The following is a 13653-nucleotide window of genomic DNA, read 5'->3' on the forward strand; positions in this document are numbered from 1 at the left end:
GGCTCGGCATCATGTTCTGGCCGATGTTCGCGATCGCTGTGGGTTTCCTGGGTCTCGCCGTCCTCGGTGTGCTGGCCGTACGGGTGTTCGTGGAGGCCCAGCGCCTCGGCCGGCAAGTGGCGGAGTCCACTCGGCGTATCAACCGGGCCGCCGAGGATCTGGAGCGGGCCGCGGTCAGCACGGCCCGCTCCGTCGACGCGCTGTGAGTGGCGCCGTACGGCTCCTGTGGGTGCGGCGGGTTCATGTGCTTTGAACCGCTTCGCCCTGTCAACTTGCCCCGCCCGGCAGGTACGCTGCTGGTCGCGGTCCGGAAAACGAGGCCCGGACGCGAACCGGGAGGACGCACGGGGATTGCCGGACGTTTACCCCTGAGCGTTACGATCGCTGCCAGCACGGTCGTTCGGACACCTGTCCGACCGGTCGGACAGCCACCCACCCACCCGCCTCGGTGAGAAGGTAAAAGCTTATGTTCGGAGGAAAGCTCGGAGCTCCCGAGATTATTCTCATCCTCGTCGTCATCATCCTGCTCTTCGGCGCGAAGAAGCTTCCGGACATGGCCCGCTCGCTCGGCAAGTCCGCGCGCATCCTGAAGAGCGAGGCCAAGGCGATGAAGGAGGACGGGAAGTCCTCCGCGCCGGCCGACCCGCCGCACACCACCGAAGAGCCCGCGCAGCGCGTCATCCAGGCCGCCCCCGGTGACGTGTCCAGCTCCCGCCCGGTCACCGAGCCGACGGACACGACCAAGCGCTGACGCAGGGCCGGTGACCTCCGGCCCGCCGCACGAGATGGGAACGTGGGTTGCTGAAGTCTGCCCGCAAGAAGGAGAAGGATCCGGAGGGGCGGATGCCCCTCGCGGAGCACCTTCGTGAGCTCCGCAACCGGCTCGCGAAGGCGCTGCTGGCGATCGTGGCCGTCACGGTCGTCGCCGCCTTCTTCTACAACGACATCATCAACTTCTTCACCGAGCCGATCCTCAAGTCGGTCGGCTGCAAGCAGACCTTCGAGGAACTGGCGAAGGCCGGCGAGAACGCCGGTCCGTGCGCGAACATCACGATCAACGGTCTGCTCACACCGTTCACGCTCGCGCTGAAGGTGTCCCTGATGGCCGGCGTCGTCCTGGCCGCGCCGGTCTGGCTGTACCAGCTGTGGGCGTTCGTCGCGCCCGGTCTGCACAAGCACGAGAAGAAGTACGCGTACGCGTTCGTCGGCACGGGCTTCCCGCTCTTCCTGGGCGGCGCCTTCTTCGCCTACAAGCTGCTGCCCACCACCGCCAAGGTGCTGATCGAGTTCACGCCGTTCGGCGTGGACAACCTGCTGCCGCTGGACGACCTGCTCGACCTCGTGACCCGCATGGTCGTCGTCTTCGGCCTCTCCTTCGAACTGCCGCTCCTGCTGGTGATGCTCAATCTCACCGGTGCCATCTCCGGCAAGCGGATGGCCGGCTGGTGGCGCGGCATGATCATGGGCATCACGGTCTTCGCGGCCATCGCCACCCCCAGCACCGACCCGGTGTCCATGCTCGGCCTCGCCGGACCGATCTGGGTCCTGTACTTCGCCGCGGTCGGGTTCTCGCTCGTCAACGACGCCCGCCGCCGGCGCCGCGAGGCCCTCGGCCCCGCCGACGACGAGGCCTCCGAGCTGGATCTGACCCCTGAGGACATCGGCGAGGTCGAGGCCGTCAGCATCGCCCCCGCGCTGCCCGAGCAGGCGACCCGGGACCGGGTCAACGGTTATGACGACGTGACCTGAGGACCGCCGCACACCTCGTAGGGTCACTTCGTGACCAGCGAGATCACCCTCTTCGTCAATCCCACCGCGGGCCGCGGCCGGGGCGCCCACGCGGCGCAGCCGGCCGCTTCCGCGTTGCGGGCGGCCGGTTTCTCGGTACGGACGGTCCTCGGCGAGACCGCCGGGGACGCCCTCACACGCGCGCGTGCCGCCGTCGCCGAGGGCACCGGCGCCCTGATCGCCGTCGGCGGGGACGGCATGGTCAACCTGGCGCTCCAGGCGGTCGCCGGCACCCGGACCCCGCTCGGCCTGGTCGCCGTCGGCACCGGTGACGACTTCGCCCGCGCCCTCGGCCTGCCCGTGCGGAACCCGGCCGCCGCCGGACGGCTGATCGCCGACGCCCTCAAGGACGGCCGGCTGCGCGACATCGACCTCGGCAGGGTCGGGAACCGCTGGTTCGGCACCGTCCTGGCCTCCGGCTTCGACTCCCGGGTCAACGACCGGGGCAACCGGATGCGCCGGCCCGCAGGCCGCCTCAAGTACGACCTGGCGATGCTCGCCGAGCTGGCCGCGTTCCGCCCGTTCCCGTACCGGATCACCCTCGACGACGGCGCCGTGCGGGAGGTCGAGGCGACGCTGGTGGCGGTCGGGAACGGATCCTCGTACGGCGGCGGGATGCGCATCTGCCCCGGCGCGGACCTCACCGACGGGCTCTTCGACATCACCGTGGTCGGGGACTGCTCCCGGCGGACGCTGCTGAGGGTCTTCCCGACGGTGTACCGGGGCGGGCACGTGGATCACCCCAAGGTCACCGTGCACCGCGCGGCGAAGATCGAGATCGCGGCCGAGGGGATCACCGGCTACGCGGACGGCGAACCGCTGGGACCGCTGCCGCTGACCGCGCGCTGCGTCCCCGCGGCGGTCCGGGTGGTGGGCCCCTGAGCTGGGACTATCACCGGATTCACAGGATCGGATCCGGATAATGATCGTCCTGTTGTCAGTGCGGCCCGGTACGCTCGAAAGCACGATGACACAGGACCTCTCACCGGCCGAGCGGTACGCGGCAGCCCGCAGGCGGGCAGCCGAGCAGGCCACCGCCCTCGCGTCCTTCCGCGAGATGTACGACTTCGGCCTCGATCCCTTCCAGATCGAGGCCTGCCAGGCACTGGAGGAGGGGAAGGGCGTGCTGGTGGCCGCGCCCACCGGCTCCGGCAAGACGATCGTGGGCGAGTTCGCCGTCCACCTCGCCCTCCAGCAGGGCAAGAAGTGCTTTTACACGACACCCATCAAGGCGCTGTCGAACCAGAAGTACAACGACCTCTGCCGCCGCTACGGCACCGCCAAGGTCGGCCTGCTGACCGGCGACAACAGTGTCAACTCCGACGCCCCGGTGGTCGTGATGACCACCGAGGTGCTGCGGAACATGCTGTACGCGGGCTCCCAGACCCTCCTGGGCCTCGGCTATGTGGTCATGGACGAGGTGCACTACCTCTCCGACCGCTTCCGCGGCGCGGTCTGGGAAGAGGTGATCATCCACCTTCCCGAGTCCGTGACGCTGGTGTCGCTGTCGGCGACCGTCTCCAACGCGGAGGAGTTCGGCGACTGGCTGGACACCGTGCGCGGCGACACCGAGGTGATCGTCTCCGAGCACCGGCCCGTGCCGCTGTTCCAGCACGTGCTCGCCGGGCGGCGGATGTACGACCTCTTCGAGGAGGGCGAGGGCCACAAGAAGGCCGTCAACCCGGACCTCACGCGGATGGCGCGCATGGAGGCGACCCGGCCGTCGTACCAGGACCGCCGGCGCGGCCGGGCGATGCGCGAGGCCGAGCGGGAGCGGGAGCGCCGCCAGCGTTCGCGTGTCTGGACGCCGAGCCGCCCCGAGGTGATCGAGCGGCTGGACTCCGAGGGCCTGCTTCCGGCGATCACCTTCATCTTCAGCCGCGCCGCCTGCGAGGCCGCCGTCCAGCAGTGCCTGTACGCCGGGCTGCGGCTCAACGACGAGGAGGCGCGCCACCGGGTGCGGGCGCTCGTCGAGGAGCGCACCGCGTCGATCCCGCGCGAGGACCTGCATGTGCTCGGCTACTACGAGTGGCTGGAGGGCCTGGAGCGCGGTATCGCCGCCCACCACGCGGGCATGCTGCCGACCTTCAAGGAGGTCGTCGAGGAGCTGTTCGTCCGCGGGCTGGTCAAGGCGGTCTTCGCCACCGAGACGTTGGCGCTCGGCATCAACATGCCCGCGCGGTCGGTGGTGCTGGAGAAGCTGGTCAAGTGGAACGGCGAGCAGCACGCCGACATCACCCCCGGCGAGTACACCCAGCTGACCGGCCGGGCCGGGCGGCGGGGCATCGACGTCGAGGGCCACGCGGTGGTGCTGTGGCAGCGCGGGATGAGTCCCGAGCACCTGGCCGGACTCGCGGGCACCCGCACCTATCCGCTGCGCTCCAGCTTCAAGCCGTCGTACAACATGGCGGTCAACCTGGTCGAGCAGTTCGGGCGGCACCGCTCGCGTGAGCTGCTGGAGACCTCGTTCGCCCAGTTCCAGGCCGACAAGTCGGTCGTCGGCATCTCCCGCCAGGTGCAGCGCAACGAAGAGGGTCTGGAGGGCTACAAGGCGTCCATGACCTGCCACCTCGGCGACTTCGAGGAGTACGCGCGACTGCGCCGCGAGCTGAAGGACCGCGAGACCGAGCTGGCCCGGCAGGGCGCGTCGCAGCGGCGGGCCGAGGCCGCCGTGGCCCTGGAGCGGCTGAAGCCCGGTGACGTCATCCATGTGCCGACCGGCAAGTACGCGGGGCTGGCGCTGGTGCTCGACCCGGGGCTGCCCGCCGGGCGCTCCAACGGCCACCGGGGCCTGGAGCACCAGGACGGGCCGCGCCCGCTGGTGCTCACCGCCGAACGGCAGGTCAAACGGCTGGCGTCGATCGACTTCCCGGTGCCGGTGGAACCGCTGGAGCGGATGCGCATCCCGAAGTCCTTCAACCCCCGCTCGCCGCAGTCCCGCCGGGACCTGGCGTCCGCGCTGCGCACCAAGGCCGGGCACATCACGCCCGACCGGCACCGCAAGCGGCGCTCCGAGGCCGCCGACGACCGCGAGATCGCCCGGCTGCGGGCCGCCCTGCGGGCCCACCCGTGCCACGGCTGCAACGAGCGTGAGGACCACGCCCGCTGGGCCGAGCGGTACCACCGGCTGATGCGGGACACCAAGCAGCTGGAGCGCCGGATCGAGGGCCGGACGAACACCATCGCGCGGACCTTCGACCGGATCGTGGCGCTGCTGACCGAGCTGGACTATCTGCGCGACGACGAGGTCACCGAGCACGGCAAGCGGCTCGCCCGGCTCTACGGCGAGCTGGACCTGCTGGCCAGCGAGTGCCTGCGGGCCGGTGTCTGGGAGGGTCTGGGCCCGGCCGAACTCGCCGCGTGCGTCTCGGCGTTGGTGTACGAGGCGAGGGTCGGCGACGACGCGCTCGCCCCGAAACTGCCGTCCGGCCAGGGGAAGGCCGCGCTCGGCGAGATGGTGCGGATCTGGGGGCGGCTGGACGCCCTGGAGGAGGACTACCGCATCAGCCAGACCGAGGGCGTCGGGCAGCGCGAGCCCGATCTCGGGTTCGCCTGGGCGGCGTACATGTGGGCCTCCGGCAAGGGCCTGGACGAGGTGCTGCGCGAGGCGGAGATGCCGGCGGGGGACTTCGTGCGGTGGTGCAAGCAGGTGATCGACGTGCTGGGACAGATCCAGGCGGCGGCGCCCGCGGAGGGGTCGTCCGTGCCGAAGGCTGCGCGCAAGGCGGTCGAGGGGTTGTTGCGGGGGGTCGTCGCCTACTCGTCGGTGGGGTAGACCGCCGTGGGCCGGGTGCGGGTGGACTGTCGTTCCTCGCGCAGTTCCCCGCGCCCCTGAGCGCGTCGTCGCTCTGTCACTTGAGCCGCTCACCGTTTGGGTGGGCGGCTTTCGTGTGCCCGTACGGGGTGACGTCACGTGTTCGAATGATCTCGGTCCGTGCAAATGGAGTCGAGGTTACCCGGTGCCCGTGGGCCGTTTCAGGTGGTTGCCGAATATGACATGGCGATGATCCGGTCGGACTAGGCTCGCCCGCAGCGCACCGAGTTGCGATGAATTCGTGCGTCTGTTCCCAATCGTCGTGAATACCCAGACATTTCCATGACTCTTCCCCCCGCAAGCTCGCCCGACACCCAGCCGATTCGTTTCAGAGGGCCCACATGGTGAGTGTTCAAACCCCTCCCGATCGCCGTGAACTCCCGTACCTGCGCGTGCTGTTGCTGCCGGCCATGGTGATGGCGGCGGCGACCGGAGCCGCCGTCGCCGTGGTGGCGCACTCCGCCCGGCTCGCGGTCGGCCTGTGCGGCGGCATCGCCACCCTGCTGGTCCTGCTGACGGCGGCCGATGCGGCCCGGCGCGGCCGGACGTTCCGCCGTCAGCAGGCCGAACAAATGCGCCGCGCCGCGTACCTGGAGCAGCGCCTCGCCGAACAGGACCAGCTCATCGGCCGGATGACCAAGGAAGTACTGCCCCGCTCGGTCCGCCTGCTACGCGGCGGCCTCCCGACCCGCGAGGTGCTGTACCGCCTGGAGCAGACCGAGCCGAGCTGTCGTGACCTGCGCGAACCGCACACCGACCTGCTGAACGCGGTGCTGAAGGCGGTGGAGAGCGAGGTCACCCAGCGTGAGGGTGCCCAGCAGTCCTTCGTCCACGTCGCCCAGCGCGTCCAGGCCATCGTCCACCAGCAGGCCAAGGAACTCCGCGAGATGGAGGAGGACCACGGCCGCAACCACGAGGTCTTCCAGGACCTGCTGCGCATCGACCACGGCAACGCCCTGATCGGCCGTCTCGCCGACTCGGTCTCCGTCCTCGGCGGCGGCCGTCCGGGCCGCCAGTGGCCGCTGCCCGTGGCGCTCTACAGCGTGCTGCGCGGTGCCATGTCCCGGATCCTCGAGTACAAGCGCATCGAGCTGAAGTCGATCGCCAAGGTCAACATCAGGGGCGTCTCGGTCGAGCCGGTCATCCACGCTTGCGCCGAACTCCTCGACAACGCCACTCGCTACTCGCCGCCGCAGACCCAGGTGCACGTCACCGCGCACGAGGTGCAGTACGGCGTGGCCATCGAGATCGAGGACTGCGGCCCGGCCCTCAACGAGGAGTCCCGCGAACGCCTCGAGGAACTGCTCGGCATGGCCATGGAGGGCACCGACCTGGAGGTCATCGAGGACGTCCCGCGGCTGGGTTTCGCCGTCGTCGGCCGTCTGTGCAAGGAGTACGACATGCAGATCTCGCTGCGCTCCTCGGCGTACGGCGGTCTGCGGGCGGTGCTCGTGGTGCCGCGGGTCATGATGACCGACGAGCCCGGCGTGCTCGGCTTCGTGCCGCACGGCATCGGTGCCCAGTCCGTGGCCCCGCGCCCGCCCGGCTCGGTCGAGGGCCCCAAGCGCAAGCCCAAGATCCGGCGCCCCACCAACCCGAAGATCCCCGCCACGGTGTCCATGGAGGACGACGTCCCCGTGGTCACCGAGTGGACGGACACCGGCCTGCCGCAGCGCCGCAGCCGGGTGAAGACCCCGCTCCGCCAGCAGCTGGCCGATGAGGCGGCCTGGGACCAGGCGGTGAAGGAGGCGGCCGAGCGCGCCGCCAACGCCCACCGGATCAAGGACAACCCGTGGCTCACCCCCGACCCGGAGCCGGAGTCGGAGCCGGAGCCCGAGCCGGAGCCGGAGAAGAAGGAGCAGACCCTGCCGGGCATGTGGGTCGAGGCCTTCTACGAGGGGCTGAAGAAGGACAACCCGGGCGACCCCACGGGGTTCACCCGCAACCCGGCGGCCTATCAGCATCTGCTCAAGGAAAACCAGCCGAACCAGGACGAACCGGCCCGTGATCAGACGGGTGACGAGGGGGACCTCACGTGATTCAGCAGCGAGGCAACATCGACTGGATGCTCCGCGACCTCGTCGACGGCACCCTCGGCATCGAGATGATCGTGGTGCTCTCCGCCGACGGGCTGCGGATCGCCCGTTACGGCGGCGACCCCGACGCCGCCGACCGCGTCGCCGCGGCCTGCGCGGGGATGCAGAGCCTGGCCCATGCCCTCACCGGCGAGATCGAGGCCAGCGAGAAGGGCGAGATGCGGCTGCTGCTGATGGAGGTGGACGGCGGCTACTTCTATCTGATGAACGCCGGTGACAACGCCTACATCGCCGTCCTCTCCGACATCCGTACCGAACCCGGGCTGATGAGCGGGCGGATGCGGGACCTCATCGTGCGGCTCGGCACCCATCTCACCAGTCCGCCCCGGCGGAACGGGCAGACCGTATGACTCCTCCGCAACGCCAGAGGCGCCACCCCAGGCGGGAACCGGATCCCGCACCGCCCAAGGAGGGCGAGGGCAGGAACCCCGAACGGCTCTTCCTGATCGGCGAGGGGAACGCCGGCGCCGCCGATATCGACCTGGTCACGTTGATCGTGGCGCGCGCCGAGGCGCCCAGCTCCCTGCCGCCGGAGCAGGCCGCCGTGATCCGGCTGTGCGAGGCCCCGCTCTCCGGGGCCGAGCTGTCCGCCTACCTCCAACTGCCGTTCAGTGTGGTGACCGTGCTGCTCACCGAGCTGCTGACGGCCGGACTGGTGCAGGCGCGCGCCCCGATCGTCCGCCAGGCGCTCCCCGACCGTTCCCTCCTCGAAGCGGTGATGCATGGACTTCAAAAGCTCTGACACCATTCCCGGCCCACGCGCCGAGGACCAGCTGCCGCACACGGCGCAGGCCGCGGTGAAGATCGTGATCGTGGGCGGGTTCGGCGTCGGCAAGACCACCATGGTCGGGGCGGTCAGCGAGATCCGCCCGCTGACCACCGAGGAGACCATGACGCAGGCCGGGATCGGGGTCGACGACAACTTCGGCTCCGAGACCAAGACCGCCACCACCGTGGCGATGGACTTCGGCCGGATCAGCATCTCCGACAAGCTGGTGCTGTACCTGTTCGGCACCCCCGGCCAGGAGCGGTTCTGGTTCCTCTGGAACGGCCTCTTCGAAGGGGCGCTCGGCGCGGTCGTCCTCGTCGACACCCGCCGCCTGGAGGTCAGCTTCGATGTGATGGGGCGGCTGGAGGAGCGCGGTGTGCCCTTCGTGGTCGCCGTCAACACCTTCCCCGACGCGCCCCATTACGGCGTCGAGCAGCTGCGCACCGCGCTCGACCTGGAGTCGGACGTCCCCATCATCGAGTGCGACGCCCGCCGCCGGGCCTCCAGCCGGGACGTCCTCATGACCCTGATGCGCTTCCTGCACACCCTCGCCCTGACCGGCCGGCTCACCTGACGACCGGCCCAAGACGCCTGGAAAGCGACCCACCGTGACGTCTGACATCCCCACCACCACCGGTACGGACGACCTCGCCCTCGCCCCGCCCCCCGGCTGCCCCGCGCACGGGTTCGGCAGTGGCGCCCTCAAACGGCTCTACGGACCCCGGCCGCTGGATCTGCGCTCCCTGTACGAGGACCTGCGCGAGGAACACGGCCCGGTGGCACCCGCCCTGCTCCACGACGACGTGCCGATCTGGGTGGTCCTCGGCCACGCGGAGAACCTGCGACTGGTGGGCACGCCCGCGCTGTTCAGCCGGGACAGCCGGATCTGGACCCCGCTCGTGGAGGGCAGGGTCAAGCCCGACCATCCGCTGATGCCGCACATCGCCTGGCAGCCCATCTGCTCCCACGCGGAGGGCGACGAGCACCGGCGGCTGCGCGGGGCGGTCACCCACGCCATGAAGCCGATCAACTACCGGATCCTGCGCCGGGCGGTCTACCGCCACGCCCAGGCGCTGGTCAACAAGTTCTGCGAGCGAGGCGAGGCCGACCTGGTCAACCAGTACTCCGAGTATCTGCCGATGGCGGTGATGTGCGACCTCCTGGGCATGCCGAAGGAGTACAACGACCGGATCGTGCACGCGGCCCGCGACATGCTCAAGGGCACCGAGACCGCGATCGCCAGCAACGCCTACATCATGGAGGCCCTCGGCCGGCTCACCGCCCGCCGCCGGGCCGAGCCCCACGAGGACATCGCCGGTCTGCTCGTCTCCCACGAGGCCGACCTGACCGACGACGAGGTCAGGGAGCATCTGCGGGTGGTGCTGATCGCCGCGTACGAGGCCACGGCCAACCTGCTCGCCAACGCCCTGCGCATGGTCCTCACCCATCCGGGATTCCGGGCCCAGCTGAACGGCGGCCAGATGACCGTGGGCCAGGCGGTCGAGCAGTCCCTGTGGGACGAACCGCCGTTCAGCACGGTCTTCGCCTACTTCGCCAAGCAGGACACCGAACTCGGCGGCCGGCAGATCCGCAAGGGCGACGGGCTGCTGTTCGCCCCGGCGCCCGGCAATGTCGACCCCCGGGTACGGCCCGATCTGAAGGCCAGCATGATGGGCAACCGCTCCCATCTCGCCTTCGGCGGCGGCCCGCACGAGTGCCCCGGCCAGGACATCGGCCGGGTCATCGCCGACGTCGGCGTCGACGCCCTGCTGCGGCGGCTGCCGGACGTACAGCTCGACTGCGAGGAGGACGAGCTGGAGTGGCGGGAGTCCATCGCCTCCCGCCATCTGGTGGAGCTGCCGGTGCGGTTCGTGACCCGTCCCCAGCAGGACGTGGAGCAGATGCCGAGTCACATGCCGAATCCGCCGAAGGCCCCGTCCTGGGAGCTGCCGCTCGCGGAGCCGTCCCCCGCCGCGCCCACCCCCGAACCCGAGCCGGAACCGGTCCCCGAGCCGGGAGCCTGGCAGCGGTTCCTGAGCTGGTGGCGCGGCTACTGACCGGGCCAGGCGGCGAGCGTCCGCGTGCTGCGGAAGCGGTGCGCCGCCCCCGTCACCGGGTCGGTGAACTCCAGCTTCCGCGCCAGCAGCTGCAGCGGGTCGCGGAAGTCACCGGCCGGGACGGGGGCGGTCACCACCGGATAGAGGGGGTCACCGAGGATCGGCAGCCCCAGCGCGTTCATGTGCACCCGCAGCTGATGGGTCTGGCCGGTGCCGGGCACCAGCCGGTACCGGCCCAGGCCGCCCCGGTGAGCGAGCAGTTCGATCCGGCTGACCGCGTTCGGCTCGCCCGGCACCTCGACCGCGGTGAGCGACCCGCGTTCCTTGACGATCCGGCTGCGCACGGTCCGGGGCAGGGCGAGCGACGCATCGTACGGCGCGATCGCCTCGTACTCCTTGCGCACCAGCCGGTCCCGGAACAGCGTCTGGTAGGCGCCCCGCTCCTCCGGCCGTACGGTGAACAGCACCAGCCCGGCCGTGAGCCGGTCCAGCCGGTGCGCGGCGCCGAGCGTGGGGATGCCCAGCTCGCGGCGGAGCCGGGCGAGCGCGGTCTCGGCGACATGGCTGCCGCGCGGAGTGGTGGCCAGGAAGTGCGGTTTGTCGACGACGACGATGTGCTCGTCGTGGTACACGATCCGCAGCGGGAACGGGACCGGGACCTCCTCGGGCAGCTCCCGGTGGAACCACACGAACATCCCGGGCACGAACGGCGCGTCCGCCGACACCGCGGCGCCGTCCACGCCGACGATCCGCCCGGCGTCGAACATCCCGTCGACGACTCCGGCCCCCGCCCCCGACAGCCGCTCCACCAGGTGGTCGCGGACGGTGGCCCAGGGCCCCTCGGCGGGCAGCCGCACCCGCACCGGGTCGACCCCCTGGCGCTGGGGCAGCGGGGCGGGTGGAATGCGGGTCCTGCGTCTCATCGCCGTCCAGCGTAGGCGCTCCGGCCGGGACGGCTGCGGGCGCCCGCGGGCACGGGGAAGAGGATCACGCGGCGGACAAGGGGGGAGAGGATCACGCGGCGGACGCGCCGACGCCCTCCTGCTCCGCCTCGATCCGGGCGTTCCACTCCCGCTTGGCGGCCTGCCAGCCGTCCTCGTTGTGCCCGAGGCGCCAGTAGCCGGAGACGGACAGGTCCTCGCGGGGAATCCCGCGCTCGACGCGCAGCAGCCGGCGCAGCTCCTTCACGCAGGCGGCCTCGCCGTGCACGAAGGCGTGCACCCGGCCCTCCGGGAAGGGCAGCGCGCGCACGGCCTCGACCAGGGCCCGGCCCACCGGCCGGTCGCCGCGGTGCAGCCAGACGACGTCCACGTCGGAGTCGATCTTCTGCTCCTCCGCGGGGCCGGCGACTTCCACGAAGGCCCGGACCTCGGCGCCGTCGGGCAGTGCCTCCAGGGCGGCGGCGATGGCGGGCAGCGCGCTCTCGTCACCGGCGAGCAGATGCCAGTCGGCGTCCGGGTCGGGGGCGTAGGCGCCCCCGGGGCCCAGGAAGCGGACGGTGTCGCCCGGCCGCGCGCGAACGGCCCAGGGACCGGCCAGGCCCTCGTCGCCGTGCAGCACGAAGTCCAGGGTCAGCTCGCGCAGCTCGGGGTCCCAGGCCCGCACGGTGTACGTCCGGGTCACCGGCCACTGGCCGCGGGGGAGTTCCTCGCGGATCCGCTCCAGGTCGAACGGCTCCGGGTAGGTGATGCCCTCGGCCGGCGGGAACAGCAGTTTCACGTAGTGGTCGGTGTGCGTGCCCGCGGTGAAGGCGGCGAGCCCGGGGCCGCCGAACACCACGCGCTGCATGTGCGGGGTGAGCCGTTCGGTGCGGACGACCTGTGCCGAGTGGGCCCTCCGCGGCTTCCTGGCCGGACGTTCTGCCATGACGGCCTCCCTGTTCCCTCAACTTAGGCTAGCCTAAGTTAGCATTCCCCCCGCCTGGCCGGCACCCTGCCACGCGAGTTCCGCGTGCGTGTCGCCTCCGGGAACACGCGTCGAGCGCCGGCGCAGCGCCCCCGGCGATCGACCGGGTACCCTCACGCGCCCAGCGTCATCAGCAGGCGTCGCAGGGAACCGCCCAGCCCCCAGCGCTCGCCGAGGGCCTGGACCGCCGCGGGGTCGCGCGGCGTACGCGGCAGGGCGGTGTCCACGTCGGGCAGCGGGACGTCGCCGGCGACGCGGACCACCTTCGGGGCGACCGCCAGATACGGCCGGGCCTCGGTCAGCCGCCTGCGCTGGGCCGGCGTGAGCTTGGCGCGCGGGTCCTCCACGGCCGCCAGGATGCCGGCCAGGTCGCCGAACTCGGCGAGCAGCTTCGCGGCGGTCTTCTCGCCGATGCCGGCCACGCCGGGCAGCCCGTCGCTCGGGTCGCCGCGCAGCAGCGCCAGGTCCGCGTACCCGCTGCCGTCGACGCCGTATTTCTCGCGCAGCCACGCCTCGTCGGTGACCTGGAGGGTGCCGACGCCCTTGAGCGGATACAGCACCCGCACCCCGGACGCGTCGTCCACCAGCTGGTACAGGTCGCGGTCGCCGGTGACGATGTCGACCGGGCCCGTGGCGCGGGCGGTGAAGGTGCCGATGACGTCGTCCGCCTCGTACCCCTCCACGCCCACGCGTGCGATGCCCAGCGCGTCGAGCACCGCCTCGATGACCGGGACCTGCGGGGACAGCGTGTCCGGCACCTCCTCCTCGTCCGGGCCCGCCGGGCGCTCCTCGGCGACCCGGTGCGCCTTGTAGGAGGGGATCAGGTCGACCCGCCACTTCGGGCGCCAGTCGGCGTCCATGCAGGCCACCAGGTGCTCGGGGCGATGGTCCTTGACCAGCCGGTCGATGAATTCCAGCAGTCCGCGCACGGCGTTCACCGGCGTGCCGTCCGGGGCCTTCACGGACTCCGGCACGCCGAAATAGGCGCGGAAGTAGAGCGAGGCGGTGTCGAGGAGCATCAGTCGTCCGGTCACGCCCCGCATCATGCCGTACGGCACCGACAGCCGTGCCCGCACCGGCAACGCGTTGCGCCCTGCGCCTCCCCCGTGAACTGGCCCACTTGTGCGTTTGTGGCCGGGCGACCCGGGCAGGGGCCGCCTCGGAGCGATGCCGGTTGCGCACTCGACTGAACCCTGCGCCCCATCGCTCCGTTCTTCTGCCGTC

13 protein-coding genes are annotated in these 13653 nt (G+C 71.2%); 10 read left to right on the forward strand and 3 right to left on the reverse strand.

Annotated features, from left to right (window positions below; genetic code table 11):
- Positions 1-11: 11 nt before the first annotated feature.
- The 10 genes from VE614_RS12440 to VE614_RS12485 all read left to right on the forward strand — a co-directional run bounded on the left by VE614_RS12440 (position 12) and on the right by VE614_RS12485 (position 10524).
- Positions 12-206 (forward strand): hypothetical protein, encoded by a 195-nt coding sequence (locus VE614_RS12440; RefSeq protein WP_043499210.1) that lies wholly within the window; start codon positions 12-14, stop codon positions 204-206.
- A gap of 260 nt (positions 207-466) precedes the next feature.
- Positions 467-751: a Sec-independent protein translocase subunit TatA gene (gene tatA, locus VE614_RS12445; RefSeq protein WP_324935764.1), complete on the forward strand. Its 285-nt coding sequence runs from the start codon at positions 467-469 to the stop codon at positions 749-751.
- 47 nt (positions 752-798) lie between these two features.
- Positions 799-1749, forward strand: coding sequence for a twin-arginine translocase subunit TatC (tatC, locus tag VE614_RS12450; RefSeq protein ID WP_324935766.1), 951 nt, complete (start codon positions 799-801; stop codon positions 1747-1749).
- A gap of 30 nt (positions 1750-1779) precedes the next feature.
- Positions 1780-2670 carry a diacylglycerol kinase gene (locus VE614_RS12455; protein ID WP_324935768.1) on the forward strand — a complete coding sequence of 297 codons (891 nt, stop codon included), beginning with the start codon at positions 1780-1782 and terminating at the stop codon, positions 2668-2670.
- A 40-nt stretch (positions 2671-2710) separates the two neighbouring features.
- Entirely contained in the window at positions 2711-5563 is a 2853-nt protein-coding gene (locus tag VE614_RS12460) for a DEAD/DEAH box helicase (RefSeq protein ID WP_324935770.1), read from the forward strand.
- Between the two features lie 380 nt (positions 5564-5943).
- Positions 5944-7641, forward strand: coding sequence for an ATP-binding protein (locus VE614_RS12465; RefSeq protein ID WP_324935772.1), 1698 nt, complete (start codon positions 5944-5946; stop codon positions 7639-7641).
- Complete coding sequence (locus tag VE614_RS12470; RefSeq protein WP_324935775.1) at positions 7638-8048, forward strand: roadblock/LC7 domain-containing protein; 411 nt, start codon at positions 7638-7640, stop codon at positions 8046-8048. The genes VE614_RS12465 and VE614_RS12470 overlap by 4 nt, the downstream gene beginning before the upstream one ends.
- Positions 8045-8440, forward strand: coding sequence for a DUF742 domain-containing protein (locus VE614_RS12475; RefSeq protein ID WP_324935777.1), 396 nt, complete (start codon positions 8045-8047; stop codon positions 8438-8440). The genes VE614_RS12470 and VE614_RS12475 overlap by 4 nt, the downstream gene beginning before the upstream one ends.
- A complete protein-coding gene (locus tag VE614_RS12480; RefSeq protein ID WP_324935779.1) occupies positions 8421-9041 on the forward strand; it encodes a GTP-binding protein in 621 nt (206 codons plus the stop codon). The genes VE614_RS12475 and VE614_RS12480 overlap by 20 nt, the downstream gene beginning before the upstream one ends.
- 34 nt (positions 9042-9075) lie before the next feature.
- Positions 9076-10524 carry a cytochrome P450 gene (locus tag VE614_RS12485; RefSeq protein WP_324935781.1) on the forward strand — a complete coding sequence of 483 codons (1449 nt, stop codon included), beginning with the start codon at positions 9076-9078 and terminating at the stop codon, positions 10522-10524.
- On the opposite strand, the gene VE614_RS12490 is transcribed toward VE614_RS12485, so the two are convergent.
- The 3 genes from VE614_RS12490 to VE614_RS12500 all read right to left on the reverse strand — a co-directional run bounded on the left by VE614_RS12490 (position 10518) and on the right by VE614_RS12500 (position 13472).
- Positions 10518-11447, reverse strand: a complete 930-nt coding sequence (locus VE614_RS12490; protein WP_324935783.1) for an RluA family pseudouridine synthase — start codon at positions 11445-11447, stop codon at positions 10518-10520. The two genes, VE614_RS12485 and VE614_RS12490, sit on opposite strands and share 7 nt — an antisense overlap.
- Before the next feature lie 91 nt (positions 11448-11538).
- On the reverse strand, positions 11539-12390 hold the full coding sequence (locus VE614_RS12495) for a siderophore-interacting protein (RefSeq protein ID WP_324935785.1): 852 nt from the start codon (positions 12388-12390) through the stop codon (positions 11539-11541).
- A 152-nt stretch (positions 12391-12542) separates the two neighbouring features.
- Entirely contained in the window at positions 12543-13472 is a 930-nt protein-coding gene (locus VE614_RS12500) for a 5'-3' exonuclease (RefSeq protein ID WP_324936029.1), read from the reverse strand.
- Between the last annotated feature and the right edge of the window lie 181 nt (positions 13473-13653).

Source organism: Streptomyces sp. (assembly GCF_035645055.1).
GTDB lineage: Bacteria > Actinomycetota > Actinomycetes > Streptomycetales > Streptomycetaceae > Streptomyces.